Here is a 21191-nt window from a genome sequence, read left to right on the forward strand (position 1 = left end):
TGTAACGGTAGACGGGGAGACCAGAAGCGTATCAGCTGTCCGCTGCAACCAACGGAGTCTTTTCTAGCTCCCCGTGACGCAGAAGCAGAGCGCTTCTTTTGACTTCCCATCACTTTTCCAGCCGTGACGCATTGATCGATCAGTTAGGCCCGCCGATATCAGCCTTAAACTTTGCTGGCGTAGTCCCGGCGATCCGCTTGAAAATCCTTGTAAAGTGGCTTTGATCTGAAAAGCCGGTTTTGAAGGCTATCGTTGCGAGCGAATCTTGCGATACAGTCAGCAGAGCCTTTGCAGTCTCTATTCGGATGTTCTGAACTAGTTGGTATGGGGTGAAGCCCGTTTCCGCCTTCACGGCTTTCGTGAATTCGTTCAGTGTCATGCCCATTGCCTCGGCCATACAGTTGGTATCGAAACCGCTTTCGATATTTCCTCGGATATATTCCTGCAATCGGGCGTGATTAAGTCTCTTTTTAGTCTGCGGACTTAGTTGTTGATTGGCCACGGAATGATCGAGCACATGCAATAGTCGACCCAGCAAGGCTTGAGTAAGGCCATCTAAGTAGATTTTGAGCGCGAAATCGTCGCTTACCGCCTCTCTCCACATTTCCTGCATCAGGTTGGTGCAGAGATGATCATACCAATATTTCCGAACCCCTGTGTTTAGTAGATCTAACGCGTCAAAATCGGCGTCGGCCGTGAACGATTTCACCGTATCAGATCGGATTGAACAGAGTAGCAACGTGTGGGGCTCAGCTATATCGAATTCGAGCCTTTCACCAAGCGGCGAAATTCCCAAGGCACCGATGCGACGAGCTTCGATTTCTCTCCACCGACCAAATGCCTTCCACCGAGCCGGCGTTTTGCCGCCCAGCGTCAGCCCAAGCACCAAATCGTCGGTCGCTGGGTCACTGTTCGCGTGTGCGTCCTGCTGCGCGAGAATCAATGTCGTTTCATGCGCGCCCACGCTTCGCTCAGCACGGAAGAAAGGCGCATAGGGCCCTTGGCGATAGAACTCGCTGTAATTTGGGTGATGCTCGCTCATCTCAAAACGTTCTACGTCAAATTTCGTTCAAGACCAAGCGCGGTACGACTTCCATCTACATTCGTGTGACGCATTGGGTTGTATGACAATGACTGAGTCGAACTGACTTGTTTGGAATAAAAGGGATGATCTCTTGTATAGGCGAATGCTGCAATTCATGGATTGGCTCTTCGAAGTGAATTTCTGTCGAGCGGTTCTTATAGCATTTTTAACGATATATCTGGGTTCATCCCCAGTAAAAGCACAGGAGAATTCGATGAGGTTCACTGTCCAAGGTGGTTATGCCTTCGGTGTCAGTCATGACATTACAGACTTCGATCAGTTGGCGGTGGCAAGAGCTGGTCAACTTACTGGAGCATGGCGGTTCGAGTTTGAGGACGAAGGGGGTCCAACGGGCAACGCTCATCTCGATGCGTCGACGCTCTTCAGGCTGACAAGGAACGGTCCCAGTCTGTCGGGTCTGATGCGCTTCCACATGCACGAGATCGATGGTTCGGAGCCTGGGTCTGGCTGGCTCTATCTTTCCTATGAAGGCGGAGAAATGACCTTTGAGGGGAGTAAGGCGACTTTTGTCGTCGAAGGCGAATTTTTCGGCGGTACAGGGCGATATGAGGGTGCCACGGGCTCGCTGCGCGTCACCTCCGTGAACGGCTTCGATACGGGCGGCGGCGAGTTGATCCTTCGGGACGAAAACTAGGGAAATCGAGAGATTACGGGAGATCGAGATGAAGAATTCAACAGCCGCATTCTGCCTTGGACTCGCTGTATTGGCAACGACAACCAATCCGGCGGCAGCGCAACAGGAAACGATGACCATGAACGAACACATCTTTGGCAATCTCGCTGAAGCACGGAAGATCATCGAAAACTGGAGGATCGATTACAACACACAAAGACCACACACATCGCTTGGCGGGCTGGCTCCGGCTGTCTACGCCAATCTCAACCCTACCACCCGGCCTGCCTCGCTTGAGCTCCGCAAGGGCTCCGCTCAGCAGGCCTTGACCACAACCCAATCAACAGAAAGAAACAGGAACGGATTCTACACCTAAACGGCCCGGATCAGGGGCTGGGTCACTCCGTGCTTGCCCGTGGTGTTTCTGTTTGGGCCTGTGGGGCTCCTTGCATTTCAAGTCATCCGCGCCGTCCGCAATAGAACCAACCAAGCGGCAATACCTGAGATATGACTTTGGCGACCTCCCGCGTCTGGCTCAGCTTTCGATTGCATTCCGGGGGCTGTGTTGTAGCATGGACGCGTATTCGTGTTGAAAGAATTTGCCGCCCATGAGCCTTCCATGATCTCTGACACACCCCACAAGCCTGGCACCTACCAAGATCCCTGGAATGAAGGCGAAGCGCCTGATGCGGCCGCGACGGCCGAGGGGCAGACTTCTCCTCTGATCATCGAGACGATCGAGGACGTCATCCCCCTGGATGACCAGTTCGGAATCTATCCACCCAAGACCGTCCCCGACGCGCTCTATGAGCCTTTATTCGGGCAAACAGACCCGGACACGCCCTGCCACACCTACGCCATTTTGGATGCCGCCAAGGTTACCAACCTGCCCGAACTGCTGGCTGCTTCCGAGCTGGAGCATCGCTGCCTATTTAAGGGCCAGGCCGAGGATGACCTGCGCGACGTCGCCCCCTGGATCGTCAAACTCGAAGAGGGCAACAGCTTCACCCGAAATCTCTTCACCCAAGACACCAAAAACCCCGCCCCATGGTACCTTTGGGACAAAAACCCAGGCATCTACATCAGATCAACCGCCAGCCTCAACGACCTGTGGAAACACTTCCGGAAGTTTACACGTATTCAAGATGAAACAGGCAAGTGGTTCTACTTTAGATTTTGGGAGGGTGTTACTCTGGACGGCTTATTGCTGATTCATAAGCAAGAAACTGATTTCATCTTAAGAATTCTTGCGAAACATATAATCATTTTCAAGTCGGCAATTCGCTTCTCTGACCATACCTTTATTACGTTGCAAAAAGATGGTGACTAATATGGAATTGGTCTTATCAAATAACATTAAATCTAGCTTACGATTTGCTTCAAACTATCAGTTACATAAGAAATATCTGCTTGATCTGGACAAAACGCGTTTCATTGGTCTGGGCCAAAAGAATACCCAAACCTTTGTTCGCCATGCCATGCTTGTATCTGATCAACTCAAATTCCATTATGTTGAAGAAACTCAATATATTATCTTCCTGATGTATTTCCTTGGATCGTACTTTTACATAGACCCTCGATATACCCGCATCGCTAATATTTTGAAGAAAGAACCCCAAGGCAACGATCAACGTATTTTAGATTGCCATGAGGTATTTTCCGATTTTGCAAAGACATATCTGGGCAATGATTTGTCTATTTATCGACAAGCACTGGAAAAGTTCTCAGATTTAATGTCTACACACGCAGAGCAAGAAAATCGGACGCAAACTTGCTTCGAAGCGTTTTTCAAATGTTATGATTTGTCTTCTGAAACACAGGATGAATTTCCGACTTTTGAAATGTTAGATCATGCAAAATCAGCTGCAAAAGTACTTGGGATCGAAACTGAAAACGGTATAGCAATCTGTTTAGCACTATCGTTTTGGATGGGGACTGGCTTTTATGATGATCCACTTTATCCATGGGTTCAGGACAAAGCGAACCAGATTGAAGATTCATCAAGTCAGCGTGAAATAATTCTATTGGAATACGCGCAAAAGCGTATGAAAAGACAGATCACAGCACTGAAAGGATTAAACGATGTATAAACGAACACTTGGGCTGACATAAAAAGCGGGATAGGTCTAACCAGTCTATTAACGCAAATGATAAAGTTGTTATTCGATTATAAGAACATTTTGAACCGGCATAAGTCTTGGGAGTGCCGCAATGTATCCAAATCGCGGATCATCCGATTTTGTACATGTACGCAAACGCTGGAACATTTGCGGTGTGTTGAAACGGAAGAATGACATATCAGCCGTAAACGTTTTCTCTTCGCTGCTATCGGGTATTTGGCGCGACAGAAGTGCCGTGACCTGAGTACGCCAAATCGTTTGAAATTGATCAGTGCGCGCCAATCCAAGCGTCACGAGACGCGGTGCATTATTTCTGAACTCGACCTCGCCTTCTGACAGGATTTCGGCAATTGGCGACGGCGCCTGTGCGCGATAGTCGATGCTGAATTCGCTTTCGACGTATTGATAAGCCTCGGGCTTACAAACAGCGCTCTGGGTGGGCATATCGCAGGCCGTCAGAGCTGTGGCGCATATAACGAAAAGTCCGATGAATCTCTGCATATCTCAGTCTCCGGCGCGCAGCAGGTCTTCGACAATTTCGCCAATACTTTGTGGATTTACAAAGCCGGGTGCATTCATACGAGAGTCTGTTTGATACGCCCTTAAAAGATCTTTGTACCCCGTCGGGCGTTCAAAATCAAAAGCATACAAATAAGCAACAAACACGTTCATATCAGTCACGCTGTCGAGACCACGGCGAAAGCCGTCGTAGTCGAACTCCCCAAACACAGCATTGTGCAACATCATCTGAAAAGATGGGTTGTTCTCATGTCGGATATTTCCCCATTCGAGAGTAATGTCTATGCGCGGGCCAAAATAGTCACGCATATCGATTCTCAGGCCTGTCAGTGCACCGATGACCCAAGCAGCTCGTTCCCCTGAAAGCGCCATATATTCTGGTACGCGATCAGCGATCCGCGCCTTGTCCACTGGCGTCAATGCCTTAAGGTGCTCGAAAAACACGCTTAGATGTGTACTTAGCACTCTTGAGGACACAGTCGGCGCAAGGCGTTCGGCGATATAGTGATTTGCAGCAATCAAGCATTGTGTGCTTTCTTCATTCCGTTGTTGCGTCAGGTTACGCAATTCGAGGTAAACGGCATTTTCGTCGTTGTAATTCGTTTTCGAAATGCGATCTGCCAACTCAGTCGAGCACAGCGCGACCAAATCATCTGAACTGGTCATAAACAAGCTCCTAGTTGCGTCTGCATTTTTCCCATTGCCCCAGACGCAAAAACTCCATGCCGGAGCGCTTTCGAGGATAGCACATCAGATTGTTTGGATCGAGTGCCATAACATTAAAGTCGCCGGTCGGACCTGCAAGAGCATTCCCACGAATGCGTCCTTCTGTATTTGTGGCGGCTCGATTAGGAACAGGCTGGCCCAAAGAAGCGATCAAGTGCGACGGCAACCCATGCGTTGGTCTTTGTCCTGGCAAGGTGAAGGGATGACCCAGGCCAAGCATATGACCTACCTCATGCGCGAAAGTTGTTGTTCTGTTGCTTACACTCCAGCCCACGCGCATCCCAACAGTCGGAACGACCCCTGCAAAAGATGTCGCAGCATTCCCGTTTGCTCCAACCGTAACTTCACGCGCACTGCGCGGCTTATGGAAAATATAACCGTTTCTTGACCTTGTTCGCGAGCTGGCGGGGATAACTGCATTTAAATAATTTACGAGCACAGCGTGGCTCGACAGGTGCATATCCGGTGCACGCGTTGGACGACGGTTTGAATCAACCATTGTCACAGTCGTTGCATCGATCCGCGCCTGAGCTTCGATTGCCAGCGCGCTGGCGGGCAATATCAACTGGGACCATGTCACATTGAAACTGATCAGGACTTGACGAAAGACCTTGTTTAGGAACGTTTCCATCGCTCCTTGATCAATCGGTTGTGTTGGCGAAGACGATCCGGGGTATGTCGCGAGATAGCAGTCTAAATCCAGCGTGACCCAAGGTTTGCACCAAATATGGAACCACCCAATGTCTTGACCATTGCATCGTGCGATCAATGTCGCTTCACCATCGTTAACGCCACGTATTAGGAAAGCCGCTCGTCGGCTGGAAACACTTGTTGTCACCGCTGTAGCGACGCGTGAACTGTCGACACGAAACGTACAATTCTCCAGGCAGGCTGCATTGTTTTTGTCCAAATGGATCTCGACTTCCGCCAATTCTCCGACCGGAACTGAAATCCAACTTGCACCGTCGCGTGTTTCCCTGTTGCCCGGATGTGTACCGACCGGTGCGTTGTCCCAGTACCCCTGAGCACCTGTTGGTGGATAAGACGCGGCGTTAGCTCCCGGCATCAAGTTCGTGCGATCGTCAAATGCGTAATAGGCGGGTATCACGCCAGCTGATGTGTTCAACGTCTCGTTTCTCGAGCCTTCAAATCGTGCATAAACCGGACAACAAGTTGCAAGCCCACTTCCAACAGTGTTGGGTGGTGCCGGGGGTGTTGTCGGAGAAACAGAAGGGTTATACATGAATATTGTGGTCTAATTAAATTTTTCACATAGCTTGAAAAACATCAATTAAATATGAAAATTAAATAAAACTCATGCTATGTCAACCCTCCTGGTATGGACTTCAAGTGATATTGACTAACACTAAAAGTGAAAAAAACTGTGTGCGAAAAACAGCAAAGTAGCAGACCAGCTTTTCAGCGCCGCCTGACCCTCGGCAGCATAATGCGTATTGCCGCCTGAGAGGCTGAACGTTAGGGTAAAACGGGTCGTTGGACGCCTCTCTTCCCTTGTGACTTCGATGGCGCCGAACAGGATCCGCCGCCGTCTTCAAAGACGGCGGCGATTTTCCGCTCAGATGTAATGAATTGCAAGAACGATATACATCGCTGCGATTGCGAAATAGACTAATGAAATCATAACGCTGCCTCCTTTTTGTTGTTCTTGTAGGCTTCGTACTACGCATGTATTTATGCTTCACGCCTTCAGTACAGCCTTAGTTTCAGCTTCCGATGGCTGCGACAGACTGGCGCACTTCTAGGGGGCGTCGATAGGGCCAAAAAACGGTCGTTTTGCCTAAGGTTTTCCGGCTTTTCTCTTCCTATGCGCCTCTCGCAAGAGATACCTTGCGGCGGTACTCTGTCCCGAAGCTCGCAATCTCTTAAACTTGTCTAGAAGCGTTTTAGTGTCACTCGTGTGTATCAGATACTGAATCTGCATCTTTTCATGGCTGGTCATTGCTATCTACTCTGTTGTCCAAAAGGGATATGGCCCCTTTCAAAGAAAGGGAAAAAGGGATTGAGCGCCGGAGGAGAACGGAGACAAAAACGGTTGATACTGGTGAAAAACTCGGCCAGATCAAACGAGGCCATGCGTTTTTGCGAACGGGTCCCAGTCTTTGTCCTGATGCCAGTCATACTCGCTCCACGTCGCGACCTTTTCGGCTGTCTCCTGGTCATGCATCGACGCGATTGCACCCAGAGCCATATCCATCCCGGCTGAGACACCGGACGAGGTGATGAACTTGCCATCCTCGACCCATCGGGCTTGTTTAACCCATTCTACCTCGGGATATTGATCCGCGATTTTGGTGAAGGCCGCTTTGTTCGTCGTTGCGCGCTGCCCGTCCAGCACGCCCCCACCGGCAAGAAGTAAACTGCCGGTGCATACACTCAGGACATACTCCGCCGGTTCCGCCATGGTTCTGATCCAATCCAAGACAGCTATGTTGCTCACCTCACGACGTGTGCCCATACCGCCAGGAACGAACAGGACATCGAAACGATCCGCATCTTTGAACGTCACGTCCGGATTGGCGCGCACCTGCTGGTTGCTTGCAACGGGTTCGGAGGTCTCAGCGACCAGTTGGAGGTCAAAATCATCTTTGAGCAGCCCGAACATCTCAAGCGGCCCGAATAGATCGAGCAGCTCAAAGCCTGGAAAGATCAATGCACCAATACGTCGCATAGCGGTCCCTCAAATAGCTTCTCACTTGTCCGCATACTAGCGGCAATCAGAGACTTGATCCAACTGCAAATGCTTGATTCACTTGCCATATCAGCGGAAAGGAACGGGTGATGATGAGACGGTTGGAGGCGCAGGAGAACCTGTTTTACCGGTTTCGGATCGAGGATCATGTCCCCCAGGATCATCTCTTGCGCCGGATCGACTGGTTGCTGGATTTCGATGCGATCCGCGCCGAGCTAGCTGCACTCTACAGCCATACAGGCCGCCCGTCCGTCGATCCCGAGCTGATGCTGCGCATGTTGCTGATCGGCTATCTCTACGGCATCCGCTCCGAACGCCGATTGGTCGAGGAAGTCCATCTGAATCTGGCGTACCGATGGTTCTGCAAGCTGGGCTTGGAAGGCCGGGTGCCGGGTCGTTCGACCTTTTCCAAGAACCGCCACGGTCGCTTTGCAGATGGCGATGTGCTGCGGCGACTGTTCGAAAGCGTCGTGAAAAAATGCATTGGCTTCGGCATTGTCGGCGGCACGGATGCAGCCATCGACGGCAGCACCATCGAAGCGGATGCCAACCGGGATCGCAAGGATGAGCCGGACACCGTTCAGAAAATCTGGTCTCACCAAGATCAGGTGAAGCGTCCAGTCGCTGACTATTTGGCAAAACTGGCTGACGCTGATGGGGCAGCACAATCCGGTCCCAAGAAGAAACCGCCCAAGTATATCTCGGAGACCGATCCGGAAGCGGCATGGTCGCTGAAAGACGGCCCTGGCCGCTTCAGCTACGAGACGAACTATCTTGTCGATACCGATTACGGCATCATCGTCGATGTTGAGGCCACGCCCGCCCGGCTCAGCTAGGAGATTGTCGCGGCCAAGAAAATGCTTGACCGTAGCCGGGACTATCACGACTTTTGTCCCGACAGGGTGGCAGCAGATGGATCATACGTCACCGGCCCGTTCCTGGCCTGGCTCCTGAAACGTGAAGTCACGCCACCCGCACCGGTTCTGGACCGCCAGCATCAGACCAAAGGCAAGTACGACCTCAGCCATTTCCAATATAGCCCGGAGCGCGACAGTTACACCTGCCTCGAAGGCCACGAGATGCCTCTGCGCCGGATCAAGGAACGCGACCGCGTGAAGAACTACTACGCCAGCAAGGAAACCTGCGGCGCGTGTCCGATCCGCAAGGCCTGCACCGACGCGCCGTTTCGAACTGTGACCCGCCACATGGATGAAGGGGCCCGACAGAAAGTCCGGGCGCTGTGCGATACAGCCGCCTATGACGAGAGCCGACAACGACGAAAGAAAGTCGAGATGTTGTTCGCCCATCTGAAATGCCATCTCGGCTTCAAGCGCCTCCGACTCCGAGGCCTGAAAGGAGCCAGTGAAGAATTCCTCCTCGCCGCAACCGCTCAGAACTTAAAACGTCTTGCCAAAATGGTTCCAAGCTAAAAGGCAAAGCCAGCCCCCATACCTTCTGCCAAAAACACTGCCTTTGCCTGCAATCACAGCGGATTGGAAAGCCTTGGCCTGCTCAAACACTAGATGTTGTGGGTCGAGTTTTTCACCTAAATCGGTTGTTTTTGGCCGCCCCTCCATATCTCGCCGAGAAGCAATCGCTTAGCAAGGACAAAAACCTCCGGCAAAACCTTTGCGGTTTTGGCAGGTTTTTGTCACAGTGAAGCATGATCATTGGATATGCCCGCGTCAGCACAGACGACCAGAGCCTGGATTCACAGGCGGATGCCCTTTTGGCAGCCGGTGCTGAGAAGGTTTTCGCAGACAAGATCAGCGGATCGAGGCGCACCCGCCCGGAATTGGACAGAATGCTGGAGCAGCTCCGTGACGGCGACGTTGTGACGGTTACTAAGTATGGCCGCGCGCCACAGATAAACCCGGATAGAACTCATTGTATCTTACATAACGAACAACGCCAGCTTTGGAGAAAACCACGGCGGCGGGATCTACGATGCGCGGAATGTAACGTCTCGCAGCGGCTTCTCTGCTGACTTCATGTAGCTGAGCCAGCTCCAGAATGTTTGTCAGATCAGCGTCCCCGCTTACTCGTATGAATTCCGCTACTGATCTGGCGGGCATCAGCAGTTCGGCGGCGAATTCATTGGCTTGCTGTTCCATGCGAGAGTGCTGATCGTTTGGTTTTGCTGTCTCTACCGCAAGGTCCTTTGTGCGGCAGCGGAAATCCGAGCGCGACATAGCTTTCTTCAAGCTCCGTTCTGTCAAACTCGAATTCCGTCGCGCCCGTCTCAAAGCGGTCGAAGAAGATTTTCTGGATTGTCGCTTGATAGCGATTGGGCGACTTAGCCATAGGCTAGCGGCTCCATGTCGTCGTAGGACAGCTCTGTGGCCTTCAGGGCGTCCATCAGCCGCTCAGGCGGCTCTGAGAGGCTTTCACGTGCCTTGTCCATGACCGCCCCATAGGTTTCCGGGGACATATGTTCCCGCTTAGTGATCTCCTTGCGGATGCCCCGCACGATGGAGCGGTCCAGGTGTTGCTGACACCAGTCTGCCCAAGAGGTCTGCAGGGCGGCATACTCATTGCGTTCCCCCGCGATGCCCTTCAGCTCGGTCAGCGCTTTCTGGGTGGAGATCAAAGGTTTGTTCCGGCTCGACCGGACCGGCGCAATCATCAGATCCACCACCGCGCCGCCTGCTTCATCGAGATCAAGCCGCGCGCGCCAAAGACAGACCCTTCCCCGGTCCAGCTTTCCGCCTAGGCTTTGGCCTGCTTAAAGAGCTGGCGGTTATGGGGGTTCTCGGCATCATGCAGGTCGCCTGCCTGTTCCACCCATTCGGGCGAGACCACACAGAGGGCCTGCATCGCCAGCGGCGCGCCTTTGCGCTCCCCGGCCCTGGTCTCAGCCTTATGGGCTTTGAAGGCCCCCAGATAGTCGCGTTGTTCTCGGCCTTGGACCAGGCAGCCCATGCCCTAGGACAGTGCCTTCGCGCACACGGGCCTGTCCCGTCGCATCATGGCGTTCAGCGTGCAGCGTCGCCCCGCGCAGCTGCGCGATGGACTTGATCTTGTTCACGCGGATCGCAGATTTATACATGGGGTGACGATAGCGCCCCAGGGCAGAATTGTCATTTTAAATGACAACCCACTAGGCAATTGTTTCCGGCGAAGCCGCAAACCCGCTCCGCTAATCGCCATGGGCCAGGGGCAGCACCCCCTTGGAACCCCCGCAAGAACCGCCCACAGAGTGGGCGGTCAATCCCTGCCGTCCCCTGCCTTATGGCGGGCGATGGACGGCAGGGATTGAAAAGGCATCAACTCCTTTTCATTGATCAGGCTTGGACCGGTCAAAGCGCTCCGCAAAATCCGGCGGCAGAAGATAACGCCGTTTTGGCGGGGTCTTCTCCCAGATCTCTTCATCCGTCCATTCCACCGTGCTGACCTCGTAATTGCTGACCTCAAACCGAAACAAGTAGTTCGCGGGGGCATCCTTGTGGTGGTCGCCCTTACCCATCCTTCGACGCCAGCATTGCAGATTGATTGCGTCATAAGTATGCTTATGTATGACACATAAGGAAAGGACAGGCCATGCCTTCAGTAGAACGAATGACCATCACAATGCCCTCTGACATGGCCGAGACATTGCGCCAGACCGTAGCAGGGGGCGAGTATGCCTCGACCAGCGAGGTTGTCCGCGAGGCCTTGCGCGATTGGACCCGCAGCCGCGATGCCGAGCTGCAGGACCTTGAGGCTTTACGGGATGCCATCAAGGCCGGTCTGGACAGTGGGCCAGGTCGTCCAGCTGATCAGGTCTTTACCGAGCTGCGCGCGCGTTACGCTGACAAGCCCTGACCCGTGCCAAAGCTGGTTATCCTGCCTGCGGCCCAGGCAGACCTCATCGACATTGGGGATTTTATCGCGCTGGATAATCCGCCCCGCGCGGCCTCTTTTGTTGCCGAGATCGAGGCAAAGATCAGGGAGGTTGGCGAACGCCCTGGCAGTTTCCAAAAGCGGGATGATCTGCACAAGGGGCTGCGTCATGCGCGCCACGGCCGGTATCTGATATTCTTTATCGAGACAGGCGACGAAGTTCAGATCGTGCGTGTCATGGAAGGATCGCGGGATTTGCCAAGAGTGCTGAAATTTTTAACACCAGGCCACAAGCTGCCGTCGACTGCATGGCAGAACATTGGCGGGGTGTTTCCTGCCACGCAGGCATTCCTGTGCTGCAGCTTGGGTGTGTCTAGGGTTTCTATGTAACGTTATCTATCCATAGACGCAGATCGCGGCGCGTTACCTTAAGGGCAGTCGCAAGTTGCGTAAACGACCCCAGATTGACGTCTGTATAGCTCCCGCTAATCCGCAGGCGATGACCATTCGCCAGTTCCAGTTCAATCAATCCAGTCGGCTCGGGCACAGGTTCTGATGGTGTCGGCTGTGCAATCACTTCCACCGGTAGAAACTTGGCTTCGTCTTCACCGGGATGATTATGTCTTGCCCCCGTAAAACTGTTCCAAAGTTGGCTTAGTTTTTGGAGGCAGGATTGATGGCACAAAAACGCGACAGGTCCACTGTGATCTGCTGGCTGTCGAAGTAGCTGCATATGACACGCATATGCCAGGCAGCGATCAGCCATCTTTATTCGATGGCAGTAAGGCTAAAGCAGTGAAGCTGTTTTGATGAAAAAGCCGGCCATAAAAACCTTTAGGGCCGGCTTGGCAAGTTTTTAGAACCGCAGCCTGACAACTGCTTGAAGCGTATGGGCTGAAAGATCTACGTCAAACTCATGATCAGCAGGTGTCAGATCGTCTGTTCTGGTTTTGAATTCGACGTTGCCGAAGTCATAATATGCATATTCAAGACCAAGACTTAACGCGCCACTTCCAATTTGGACGTCTTTCAACTGATGTTCAATGCCTGCCCCAATTGTAAAGCCAAATGCCGTTTCGTCGCCCTTTGCACAACCGCCGGACACTCCGCAATCAGGACGGATAGATCCTCCTGCAGTTCTTGCGTCAGCATCGCCATTTCTTGCGTTCACATCTGCAATGGCCAGTCCGCCCAAGCCATAAATCAGTGTACGTTGTTCTTGCCCAACAACTCGACCGATCCGTCCCCTTATCGATCCCATACTTTCGATAGAGGTTTCGTAGAAATCAAAATCGTTAAATCCACCGCCACCTGTTGATAGTACGTCATTCGTAAAGCGATCACTTATATCAGTATTTGAGATTTCGGCTTCGATGCCAAAAACGATCTGATTGTTCTCCCAATCATGACCAAGACGGATGCCCCCAAGCCCTCCGCTGATATCGTCCAGACCCACAGGATCATCAAGAAATCCGAGGCCATCTTCTTTTATATCGTGTTCACCATTTGCCTCTGCTGCACCAATATGAAGGCCGCCATGCCAACCGGCCCAGTCCTGAGCATTTAGGGGTGCCGCAAGAGCACATATGGACAAAAGTAAAGTGAGTTGTTTCATTTTCATCATTTCGTTCCATCTATAGCTCACAACTTGTGAGCGACCTGTTAAGACAGCGCAAAACTTCTGCAGTTCATTGATATACAGGTAGTTTTACATTTGCTTTTGTTGGTTAATGAAGTACCGGCGGACGGTCATGACCTATATGGACTAGAAGATCATATTAAATAATCAGCCCACTCTGGAGCTTGGCTGAGCATTAGATTTGCGTCTAAACATTCCATCTTTCAAAAAGACTAAAGCAGTTGTGGCAATCCGTTGAATCTTCAAATGCAAACTGGTCGTTGAAGAGTCGTTTGCGCTGAGATCAATCGCCTATGTCCGCAATGCGGGTGCCGGCTCCGGCATTGCGGACTAGGGTCGAATGACCAGAATGGGCCGTCCACATCCGAACCAGTTGGACATATCGATCAAATGCTACGCTTGCTCCGAGGTTGACAAAGAGCCCAATTTGCCGATTTTCTATGACGTGGCAAATGTCAGCTTTCGCGGCCCGATTCCCATCTCAGAATAGCGGACCAGATAAAAAGTCCGATGAGGATTAGACAAGCAACAGCGCTAACAAACAATGCCCATGAAACGACTCGATTGAAGACTTCGATATACTCGGGGTAGGCTATGTACCGTCTTGGTCTTGGCAATAAGAACGTGAGAACCATTGCGGATGAACTGGCTGCAATCAGTCCTAAATGGAGTGGCCAGAAAAGTGCTCTAGTTGTGCGGGGATAGCGCATCGCTCCAAAACGGGCTTGGAGCCAAGTCAGAACGGCGAAAAAAGCCATAATAAAACTGAAACCGAGGGAGGCGTACTCAGGGTTACCGACGTAGTAAGTGTCATGGAACTGCGACTCTGGCCCTTGGAAAATGCTAATAAAAATTTGGGTTTCGATAAAGCTCAGACCACCAAAAACAATATAAACAAGCGTGGCACCTGCGAACAGCGAGGCAGGGGCCTATTGCCGGAAGTGAGCTACCAAAGGAAGGAGTATGAGGCACGTAAAGAAGAATGCGGATTGATCCAAGTATTACTATTCCTTCTGTTTTAGAGATAATTTTCATATTATGCGCTGTTTCAAAAGTAGTCATTTAAATAGCAAATATGAATGGGAACTAAGTCCCGTGATCACTCTGCGGCTATGCCGGGCTTATCCTAGGAAAAACTACCGATACCATGGTCCAGCAACGCGCTGACCAGCGGTAGATAACCGTCATCAGACCAGCGCGTTTGCGGACCGTCGCCGTGCACTATGACCAAGATCGGGGGAGGTGCATCTATACCTTGCGGCAAAGCCAGACTGCCGGTCAGCATCGCATCTTTGGTAGTGAAACGATGGTCGGTTACCTGATGTTCGCTCAGGTCAAAATCACCCAGAACGACCCAAACCTGATAGCCCATCCAGGCAATCCCGCATAAAAACCCAACCCCAAATATCTTTCGCCAATGCATGATAAACCCCGACGCCACGCCGACGCTGGAAATCTTGACGTGGCATATCCTTATCAACATCTCAACATATCTTTGAAAAGGCCAATGGCGCTGTGTGAAAGCTAAGTGGCATCTTACATATGCATAAATTATAGGCATACGACCTAATTTTGATCGATTTAAAGGCAGACGAATGCTGCAGGTACTGCCGCACCCCTATGGCGGGTTGTCCGGAATCTGCCCTTTGGTCAGCTTTGGGCGGCCTGTGACACGGGTGCCCGATCAGGGCCAAAGACTTGTAAAGCAACAGAAAGCTGTGGGGGCCATACGTATGATTTTTTTCATTCGAAATTACCTCCCGGCATGGAGGTTATCCATGAAAAAAATTACAAACACTATCGCCGGTGCATTTGCACTGGGCTGTATGACGCTGCCTGCCACCGCGCAGGACGACACGATCAAAGTCGGTGTTTTGCATTCGTTGTCCGGTACGATGGCGATTTCAGAGACAACTCTGAAAGACACGATGCTGATGCTGATTGACCAGCAGAATGAAAAAGGTGGTGTCATGGGTAAACAGCTTGAAGCTGTTGTCGTCGACCCTGCCTCGGACTGGCCGCTTTTTGCAGAAAAAGCACGAGAATTGCTGACGGTGCATGAAGTTGACGTAATCTTTGGCAATTGGACATCTGTCAGCCGCAAATCCGTTCTGCCTGTGATCGAGGAACTCAACGGTCTGCTGTTCTATCCCGTTCAGTACGAAGGGGAAGAAAGTTCAAAGAATGTCTTTTATACCGGTGCCGCACCCAATCAGCAGGCGATCCCGGCTACGGATTATTTCCTGGAAGAACTGGGCGTTGAGAAATTTGCGCTGCTTGGCACGGACTATGTTTACCCTAGAACCACCAACAAGATTCTTGAGCAATATCTGAAGGATAACGGTATTCCGGCCGAAGATATCTTCGTCAACTATACGCCTTTCGGGCATTCGGACTGGTCCAAGATTGTCTCGGACGTTGTGGCCTTGGGTGCCGACGGTAAGAAGGTTGGCGTGATCAGCACGATCAATGGCGATGCGAATATCGGTTTTTATAAGGAACTGGCGGCGGCTGGTATCTCGGCCGATGATATCCCTGTTGTGGCGTTCTCGGTCGGTGAGGAAGAGCTTTCGGGTCTCGACACTACAAACCTGGTCGGTCACCTGGCCGCGTGGAACTACTTCCAATCCGCAGACTCGGAAGCCAACGAAGAATTCATCGCCGCATGGAAAGCCCGTATGGGCGAAGATCGCGTAACCAACGACCCGATGGAGGCGCATTATATCGGCTTCAACATGTGGGTGAATGCGGTTGAGGCTGCTGGCACAACCGACGTTGATGCCGTGCGCGAGGCGATGTATGGGCAAGAGTTCCCGAACCTGACCGGTGGCACGGCCGTTATGTTGCCCAACCACCACTTGGCCAAGCCGGTTCTGATCGGTGAAATTCAAGACGATGGTCAGTTCGACATCATCAGCCAAACCGAGGAAGTGCCGGGCGACGCCTGGACCGACTTCCTGCCAGAGTCCGCTGTTCTGAAGTCCGATTGGCAGGAACTGGGCTGCGGTATGTACAATACGCAAACCAGCACCTGCGTTCAGATTCAGTCGAACTATTAAGCTACCTGCGCAGCCCCGGACTTGATCTGGGGCCTCGTGGAACATGCAAGAGGTCCCGGATCATGTCCGGGACCCCCACACCAAACTCATCCGAGATATAATGAAAACCGCGCGCTTTTCTTTTCTTTTGGGCCTTAGCCTTTTGCTTATGGCGCTGCTTGTTCCGCAGCCCATACAGGCACAAACCATTCAGGACATTTTGCAAGAGCATGAAGAAATTATCGCCAAGGGATCGCGCCGCACTATTCAGCCCGCGATTGATGCCCTTCGTGACAGCGGCCTGCCTGAAGCGCAGCGTGTTATGGAGCTATGGCAGGACAAGGCGCTGTGGCAGCGCAAGGATGACAAGCAATTCTTTCTGACCGAACCGCTAGAAGGACGCACGTTGCAGCTGATCGATCTGATCAGTGGTCAGCCCGTTGGGACGGCGGAAAAATCTGATCTAAAGCAAATCAAGCCGAACTCAGGCGTACGCGGTCTGATCGGTGCGGCCCTTGTGCAGTTTCAGTTGATGGACCCCGATCCCCTGACACGGCGCGACAGCCTGATCGCCATTCAACGGGACCCAAAACCCACCCATCTGCCCGCATTGCGGGGTGCAATTGATGGCGAGACTGACCCGGATCTAAAGGCCTTGAAAGAACGGTTGGAGCGTTTGCTAACCATCACCTATGGGGAAACCGACGCGAAACGGATCACCGCGATTGAAAGCTTTGCCGGTGATCTGGGTGTTGATGCGCGCGCAGCCCTGAACCCGATCCTGACTACCACACGCGTGGCGGTGACCGAAGCAAGTGACGTCAATATCGCCCGACAATTGACGCCTGGGCAGAATGACTTCACCGCAGATGACGCCTATGCATTACTTATTGCGGAAAATCTGGCCTATCCCGCAATCAGCAACGATGAAAAGCGTCTGGCATTGGTGGCAAATGTCGTCGATGGGCAAGTGGCCGGTTTCGCCGTTGAGACGCTAAATACTTATGAAGCCCGTGATCAGGCCTACTCTGCCCTTGCTGCCGAAGGCCTGGTTCCCGCAGATGTAACCCGCGCCGCACAACAAAAGGCGCTGCAGCGGCACGAATTCTACGACGTCTACAACGAACCCTCGCAGTCCGTGACCGATGCCGCGCGTGGAACGCTTCAGGCCATCGAAACCCGCGTCGGACTGAACCAAACCGCCGATCTGGCGCTGGATGGGCTTAGCCTGGCGTCAATCTATTTTTTGGCCGCGATTGGTCTGGCGATCACCTTTGGCGTCATGGGCGTTATCAACATGGCGCATGGTGAATTCATCATGATGGGCGCTTATACGGGCTATGTCGTCCAACTGTTCATCCCCGACTATACCCTGTCGATCATCGCCGCCCTGCCACTGGCCTTTGCGATCACATTTGCTGCAGGCGTCGCGATGGAGCGGACGGTGATCCGCTGGCTCTACCACCGCCCACTTGAAACCTTGCTGGCCACCTTCGGCATCTCAATCGCGCTGCAACAGCTGGCGAAAAACATCTTCGGCACCCAGGCCCGCCCCCTGACCGCACCGGGCTGGCTGGATGGCGCGTGGGTCATCAACGATGTTGTCTCAATCAGCTATATCCGTATTGCAATCTTTGTTCTGGCGCTGATCTTTTTTGCGCTTTTGCTGTTCATCCTGAAGCGTACCCGACTGGGGCTTGAGGTGCGCGCGGTGACACAAAACCCGAAGATGGCCGCGTCGATGGGGATCAATACCGACAAGATCAATATGCTGACCTTTGGCCTTGGGTCTGGGATCGCGGGTATCGCGGGCGTTGCCATTGGACTGTTCGCACAGGTCACCGCGAACCTTGGGTCTGGCTACATCGTGCAAAGTTTCATGACTGTGGTCGTGGGCGGCGTTGGCAATATCTGGGGCACATTGGCGGGTGCCACGATGATCGGATCGCTGCAGAAGATTATTGAATTCTTCAATCCCTCAAACACGCTGGCCGCGCAGACTTATATGGTTATCTTCATCATTATCTTCATCCAGTTCCGCCCCCGTGGCATCATCGCCCTGCGGGGCCGTGCGGCGGGGGATTAGGACCATGCAGCGCAGCTTTATCGCCCGTAACCCGTCGGTCCTGATCTTTTTGGGCATCCTCGCGGTTTTCACCCTGGGCGCCACGATCTTAAGCGAAGGGTTCGGTATCGGCCTTATATCCACCAGCATGATCAAGACGTTGGGCAAAACGCTGTGCCTGTGCCTGATCGCCATCGCAATGGATCTGGTCTGGGGTTATTGCGGAATCCTGTCGCTTGGCCATTTCGCGTTCTTCGGGCTTGGCGGCTATATGATCGGCATGTGGCTGATGTATGCGCGCACCGAAAACATCATTCTGACCTCGCTTGCGCAGGCGCCCATTCCGCCGACGGACGACGAGATACGCAGTGCCATTGGCAATCAGATCTTCGGTGTTGTGGGCGGCAGTGACTTCCCGCTGATCTGGGCCTTTGCCGACAGCCTTACGATCCAGCTTGTGCTGGTTGTTCTGGTGCCCGGCCTGCTGGCGCTGGTTTTCGGCTGGCTGGCCTTCCGCAGCCGTGTGACGGGCGTTTACCTGTCGATCCTGACCCAGGCGATGACACTGGCGCTGTCGCTTTACCTGTTCCAGAACGACAGCGGCTTGCGCGGCAACAATGGTCTGTCGGGTCTGCAAAATATCCCGGGGGCCAAGGGCGTACCTCAGTCAATCATCTCAATCTGGTTCCTCTGGGCCTCGGCCATCGCGCTGGCCTTGGGATATATCCTGGCCGCATGGATGATGTCGGGCAAGTTCGGGTCCGTCATCCGCGGTATTCGTGATGATGAGGCGCGCGTACGCTTCCTGGGCTATTCGGTCGAAACCTATAAGCTGGTCATTTTCACCGTCACCGCCATTATCGCCGCCATCGCAGGGGCGCTTTATTATCCGCAGGCGGGCATTATCAACCCGGCTGAAATCGCCCCCATCGCCTCGATCTATCTGGCCGTTTGGGTGGCGATTGGCGGGCGCGGGCGCATTTATGGCGCGGTGATCGGGGCAGCGCTGGTGTCGCTGTTGTCGACCTGGTTCACAGGCGGACAGGCGCCTTCCATCCCGCTTGGGTTTTACACGATCCACTGGGTTGACTGGTGGCAGGTGTTGTTGGGTGTCACCTTCGTACTGGTCACGCTTTTCGCCCCCCAGGGCATCGGTGGTGCCATAGACCGCCTTGTCCGCAAAGGGACACAATTATGAGAACACTTTTGGAAGTTTCCGGGGTGTCTGTGTCCTTTGACGGGTTCAAGGCCATCAACAACCTGTCGTTTCAGATCGCCGAGGGCGAGTTGCGCGCCGTCATCGGACCAAACGGCGCGGGGAAGACGACCTTTATGGACATCGTGACCGGCAAAACCCGCCCGAATGAGGGCTATGTCATCTGGGGTGAACGCAGCGTGAATCTGCTGAAAATGTCCGAGGCGCAGATCGCGCAAGCGGGCATCGGGCGCAAGTTCCAGCGACCAACGGTGTTTGAGGATCAAAGCGTCTTCGACAATCTGATCATGTCTTTGAAGAATGACCGGGGGCCGCTTGGCGTGCTGCTCTATCGGCGCAGCGCGCGGGATAACGAGCGGGTTCAAGAACTGGCCGAAGAGATCGGTCTGACCGATCATCTGCACCGCAAGGCGGGCGAGCTATCGCACGGACAAAAGCAATGGCTGGAAATCGGAATGCTTCTGGCACAGGAACCACGGCTTTTACTTGTGGACGAACCCGCCGCCGGAATGACTTTGGCCGAACGCGAACATACAACGAATTTGTTAAAACAGGCCGCCAAAACCCGCGCGGTGGTGGTGGTGGAACACGACATGGATTTTGTGCGGCGGCTGGATTGCAAAGTGACCGTGTTACACGAAGGATCTGTTCTGGCCGAGGGCAGCCTGGATCATGTCACGCAAAATCAGGACGTCATTGACGTCTATCTGGGGCGATAAATGTTAAAGATCAACGACGTAACGCTGCACTATGGTCAAAGCCAGATCCTGAATGGTATCAGTCTGGACGCGCTGCAGGGCGAGGTGACCTGTCTGATGGGCACTAATGGTGTGGGCAAGACATCATTGCTGAAGGCTATCGCGGGCGCACATCCCCGGTCGGGCGGCGCAGTTGAGCTTGACGGGGGAAATCTGGACAAACTGCCCGCGCATGTTCTTGCCAAAAAAGGCATCGCCTATGTCCCGCAAGGACGCGAGATTTTTCCGCTGATGACCGTGAAGGAAAATCTGGAAACGGGTTTTGCCTGCCTACCCCGGTCAGATCATCATATTCCCGACCACATTTATGATCTGTTTCCTGTCCTGAAGGAAATGACGAGCCGGCGCGGAGGAGACCTGTCGGGCGGGCAGCAACAGCAACTGGCGATCGCACGCGCCCTGATCACACGGCCAAAACTGCTGCTGTTGGACGAGCCAACCGAAGGCATACAGCCCAACATCATCCAACAAATCGGCCGCGTGATCTCGCACTTACGCGATCAGGGTGACATGGCAATCCTGCTGGTCGAACAATTCTTCGATTTTGCCCATGAGCTGGCTGATCAGATCTATGTTCTGAAACGAGGAACAGTAATCACGCAAGGCCGAAGAGGCAGCATTTCGCGCGATGAACTATTGACCAGTCTTTCTGCTTAAGCCGCATTTTGGCGACAACCTCAGCTAAAATGCTATGCCAAAATACAGTAAATAAATGAGTATCTAAAGCTACAAGGTATTGTAGCATATATTTTCTTTGAAAGTCTCAGGTACAAACATAAAATAGTTCACTTATCGGGGTGGCGAACCTGCATTCGCTTCGACTGTGATTGACGGCAGTACTTTCTTTTTCACGCATGCAA

The 21191-nt window shown here is 52.9% G+C and carries 22 protein-coding genes and 3 pseudogenes; 13 read left to right on the forward strand and 12 right to left on the reverse strand.

The genetic code is table 11. From position 1 onward, the window contains the following. Positions 1-139 precede the first annotated feature (139 nt). Complete coding sequence (locus H7848_RS14345; RefSeq protein ID WP_208352757.1) at positions 140-1042, reverse strand: AraC family transcriptional regulator; 903 nt, start codon at positions 1040-1042, stop codon at positions 140-142. 256 nt (positions 1043-1298) lie between these two features. Between H7848_RS14345 and H7848_RS14350 the strand changes: the two genes are divergently transcribed. The 4 genes and pseudogenes from H7848_RS14350 to H7848_RS14365 all read left to right on the forward strand — a co-directional run bounded on the left by H7848_RS14350 (position 1299) and on the right by H7848_RS14365 (position 3808). After that, positions 1299-1739, forward strand: a complete 441-nt coding sequence (locus H7848_RS14350; protein WP_208352759.1) for a hypothetical protein — start codon at positions 1299-1301, stop codon at positions 1737-1739. Between the two features lie 118 nt (positions 1740-1857). Next, positions 1858-1980: pseudogene (locus H7848_RS20340) on the forward strand (integrase core domain-containing protein); the annotation flags it as partial. Positions 1981-2304: 324 nt separating this feature from the next. Continuing rightward, positions 2305-3048: a DUF4123 domain-containing protein gene (locus tag H7848_RS14360; RefSeq protein ID WP_208352765.1), complete on the forward strand. Its 744-nt coding sequence runs from the start codon at positions 2305-2307 to the stop codon at positions 3046-3048. A 1-nt stretch (position 3049) separates the two neighbouring features. Beyond that, on the forward strand, positions 3050-3808 hold the full coding sequence (locus H7848_RS14365; RefSeq protein WP_208352767.1) for a hypothetical protein: 759 nt from the start codon (positions 3050-3052) through the stop codon (positions 3806-3808). A 69-nt stretch (positions 3809-3877) separates the two neighbouring features. On the opposite strand, the gene H7848_RS14370 is transcribed toward H7848_RS14365, so the two are convergent. From H7848_RS14370 to H7848_RS14385, 4 genes are all read right to left on the reverse strand, one after another. After that, a complete protein-coding gene (locus tag H7848_RS14370; RefSeq protein ID WP_208352769.1) occupies positions 3878-4339 on the reverse strand; it encodes a hypothetical protein in 462 nt (153 codons plus the stop codon). 3 nt (positions 4340-4342) lie between these two features. Continuing rightward, positions 4343-5023: a hypothetical protein gene (locus H7848_RS14375; protein ID WP_208352770.1), complete on the reverse strand. Its 681-nt coding sequence runs from the start codon at positions 5021-5023 to the stop codon at positions 4343-4345. A gap of 10 nt (positions 5024-5033) precedes the next feature. Next, positions 5034-6209: a M12 family metallo-peptidase gene (locus H7848_RS14380; RefSeq protein WP_208352771.1), complete on the reverse strand. Its 1176-nt coding sequence runs from the start codon at positions 6207-6209 to the stop codon at positions 5034-5036. Between the two features lie 954 nt (positions 6210-7163). Beyond that, positions 7164-7772 (reverse strand): DJ-1/PfpI family protein, encoded by a 609-nt coding sequence (locus H7848_RS14385; RefSeq protein WP_208352773.1) that lies wholly within the window; start codon positions 7770-7772, stop codon positions 7164-7166. A 107-nt stretch (positions 7773-7879) separates the two neighbouring features. On the opposite strand from H7848_RS14385, the pseudogene H7848_RS14390 reads away from it, so the two are divergent. Continuing rightward, positions 7880-9223 (forward strand): annotated as a pseudogene (locus H7848_RS14390) (IS1182 family transposase). Between the two features lie 233 nt (positions 9224-9456). Then, positions 9457-9591: pseudogene (locus H7848_RS14395) on the forward strand (recombinase family protein); the annotation flags it as partial. Positions 9592-9637: 46 nt separating this feature from the next. On the opposite strand, the gene H7848_RS14400 reads toward H7848_RS14395, so the two are convergent. The 5 genes from H7848_RS14400 to H7848_RS14415 all read right to left on the reverse strand — a co-directional run bounded on the left by H7848_RS14400 (position 9638) and on the right by H7848_RS14415 (position 11259). After that, on the reverse strand, positions 9638-9907 hold the full coding sequence (locus tag H7848_RS14400; protein WP_237072759.1) for an ImmA/IrrE family metallo-endopeptidase: 270 nt from the start codon (positions 9905-9907) through the stop codon (positions 9638-9640). Next, positions 9888-10097 (reverse strand): hypothetical protein, encoded by a 210-nt coding sequence (locus H7848_RS19905; protein WP_237072762.1) that lies wholly within the window; start codon positions 10095-10097, stop codon positions 9888-9890. Before H7848_RS19905 ends, H7848_RS14400 begins: the two co-directional genes overlap by 20 nt. Next, entirely contained in the window at positions 10090-10428 is a 339-nt protein-coding gene (locus H7848_RS14405; protein ID WP_208352778.1) for a hypothetical protein, read from the reverse strand. The genes H7848_RS19905 and H7848_RS14405 overlap by 8 nt, the downstream gene beginning before the upstream one ends. A gap of 74 nt (positions 10429-10502) precedes the next feature. After that, entirely contained in the window at positions 10503-10715 is a 213-nt protein-coding gene (locus H7848_RS14410; protein WP_208352779.1) for a hypothetical protein, read from the reverse strand. 355 nt (positions 10716-11070) lie between these two features. Next, positions 11071-11259, reverse strand: a complete 189-nt coding sequence (locus H7848_RS14415; protein WP_208352780.1) for a hypothetical protein — start codon at positions 11257-11259, stop codon at positions 11071-11073. A gap of 74 nt (positions 11260-11333) precedes the next feature. On the opposite strand from H7848_RS14415, the gene H7848_RS14420 reads away from it, so the two are divergent. Beyond that, positions 11334-11597, forward strand: a complete 264-nt coding sequence (locus H7848_RS14420; RefSeq protein WP_237072755.1) for a type II toxin-antitoxin system ParD family antitoxin — start codon at positions 11334-11336, stop codon at positions 11595-11597. A 3-nt stretch (positions 11598-11600) separates the two neighbouring features. Further along, positions 11601-12005, forward strand: coding sequence for a type II toxin-antitoxin system RelE/ParE family toxin (locus tag H7848_RS14425; RefSeq protein ID WP_336512114.1), 405 nt, complete (start codon positions 11601-11603; stop codon positions 12003-12005). 466 nt (positions 12006-12471) lie between these two features. On the opposite strand, the gene H7848_RS14430 is transcribed toward H7848_RS14425, so the two are convergent. Further along, positions 12472-13236, reverse strand: coding sequence for an outer membrane protein (locus H7848_RS14430; RefSeq protein WP_208352781.1), 765 nt, complete (start codon positions 13234-13236; stop codon positions 12472-12474). A 1144-nt stretch (positions 13237-14380) separates the two neighbouring features. Next, positions 14381-14737 carry a hypothetical protein gene (locus H7848_RS14435; RefSeq protein ID WP_208352783.1) on the reverse strand — a complete coding sequence of 119 codons (357 nt, stop codon included), beginning with the start codon at positions 14735-14737 and terminating at the stop codon, positions 14381-14383. A gap of 295 nt (positions 14738-15032) precedes the next feature. Here H7848_RS14435 and urtA point away from each other — a divergent pair, with 295 nt between their 5' ends. From urtA to urtE, 5 genes are all read left to right on the forward strand, one after another. Beyond that, positions 15033-16313 carry an urea ABC transporter substrate-binding protein gene (gene urtA, locus H7848_RS14440; protein ID WP_208352785.1) on the forward strand — a complete coding sequence of 427 codons (1281 nt, stop codon included), beginning with the start codon at positions 15033-15035 and terminating at the stop codon, positions 16311-16313. 100 nt (positions 16314-16413) lie between these two features. After that, a complete protein-coding gene (urtB, locus tag H7848_RS14445; protein WP_419555514.1) occupies positions 16414-18378 on the forward strand; it encodes an urea ABC transporter permease subunit UrtB in 1965 nt (654 codons plus the stop codon). A 4-nt stretch (positions 18379-18382) separates the two neighbouring features. Further along, positions 18383-19555, forward strand: coding sequence for an urea ABC transporter permease subunit UrtC (gene urtC / locus H7848_RS14450; protein WP_208352787.1), 1173 nt, complete (start codon positions 18383-18385; stop codon positions 19553-19555). Next, entirely contained in the window at positions 19552-20292 is a 741-nt protein-coding gene (urtD, locus tag H7848_RS14455; protein WP_208352789.1) for an urea ABC transporter ATP-binding protein UrtD, read from the forward strand. The genes urtC and urtD overlap by 4 nt, the downstream gene beginning before the upstream one ends. Beyond that, complete coding sequence (gene urtE, locus H7848_RS14460; protein ID WP_208352790.1) at positions 20293-20988, forward strand: urea ABC transporter ATP-binding subunit UrtE; 696 nt, start codon at positions 20293-20295, stop codon at positions 20986-20988. The last annotated feature ends 203 nt before the right edge of the window (positions 20989-21191 follow it).

It is taken from the genome of Pseudaestuariivita rosea, assembly GCF_017592335.1.
Lineage (GTDB): Bacteria > Pseudomonadota > Alphaproteobacteria > Rhodobacterales > Rhodobacteraceae > Parasulfitobacter > Parasulfitobacter rosea.

Excerpts from the sequence above, each read along its gene's own strand:
- H7848_RS19905 (WP_237072762.1), bottom strand. The coding sequence starts at position 10,097 with ATGGCTAAGTCGCCCAATCGCTATCAAGCGACAATCCAGAAAATCTTC.
- H7848_RS14435 (WP_208352783.1), bottom strand. The coding sequence starts at position 14,737 with ATGTTGATAAGGATATGCCACGTCAAGATTTCCAGCGTCGGCGTGGCG.
- H7848_RS14430 (WP_208352781.1), bottom strand. The coding sequence starts at position 13,236 with ATGAAAATGAAACAACTCACTTTACTTTTGTCCATATGTGCTCTTGCG.
- H7848_RS14400 (WP_237072759.1), bottom strand. The coding sequence starts at position 9,907 with ATGGAACAGCAAGCCAATGAATTCGCCGCCGAACTGCTGATGCCCGCC.
- H7848_RS14375 (WP_208352770.1), bottom strand. The coding sequence starts at position 5,023 with ATGACCAGTTCAGATGATTTGGTCGCGCTGTGCTCGACTGAGTTGGCA.
- urtD (WP_208352789.1), top strand. The coding sequence starts at position 19,552 with ATGAGAACACTTTTGGAAGTTTCCGGGGTGTCTGTGTCCTTTGACGGG.
- H7848_RS14365 (WP_208352767.1), top strand. The coding sequence starts at position 3,050 with ATGGAATTGGTCTTATCAAATAACATTAAATCTAGCTTACGATTTGCT.
- urtA (WP_208352785.1), top strand. The coding sequence starts at position 15,033 with ATGAAAAAAATTACAAACACTATCGCCGGTGCATTTGCACTGGGCTGT.
- H7848_RS14345 (WP_208352757.1), bottom strand. The coding sequence starts at position 1,042 with ATGAGCGAGCATCACCCAAATTACAGCGAGTTCTATCGCCAAGGGCCC.
- H7848_RS14410 (WP_208352779.1), bottom strand. The coding sequence starts at position 10,715 with ATGGGCTGCCTGGTCCAAGGCCGAGAACAACGCGACTATCTGGGGGCC.
- H7848_RS14370 (WP_208352769.1), bottom strand. The coding sequence starts at position 4,339 with ATGCAGAGATTCATCGGACTTTTCGTTATATGCGCCACAGCTCTGACG.
- urtC (WP_208352787.1), top strand. The coding sequence starts at position 18,383 with ATGCAGCGCAGCTTTATCGCCCGTAACCCGTCGGTCCTGATCTTTTTG.
- urtE (WP_208352790.1), top strand. The coding sequence starts at position 20,293 with ATGTTAAAGATCAACGACGTAACGCTGCACTATGGTCAAAGCCAGATC.
- H7848_RS14350 (WP_208352759.1), top strand. The coding sequence starts at position 1,299 with ATGAGGTTCACTGTCCAAGGTGGTTATGCCTTCGGTGTCAGTCATGAC.
- urtB (WP_419555514.1), top strand. The coding sequence starts at position 16,414 with ATGAAAACCGCGCGCTTTTCTTTTCTTTTGGGCCTTAGCCTTTTGCTT.
- H7848_RS14415 (WP_208352780.1), bottom strand. The coding sequence starts at position 11,259 with ATGGGTAAGGGCGACCACCACAAGGATGCCCCCGCGAACTACTTGTTT.
- H7848_RS14385 (WP_208352773.1), bottom strand. The coding sequence starts at position 7,772 with ATGCGACGTATTGGTGCATTGATCTTTCCAGGCTTTGAGCTGCTCGAT.
- H7848_RS14420 (WP_237072755.1), top strand. The coding sequence starts at position 11,334 with ATGCCTTCAGTAGAACGAATGACCATCACAATGCCCTCTGACATGGCC.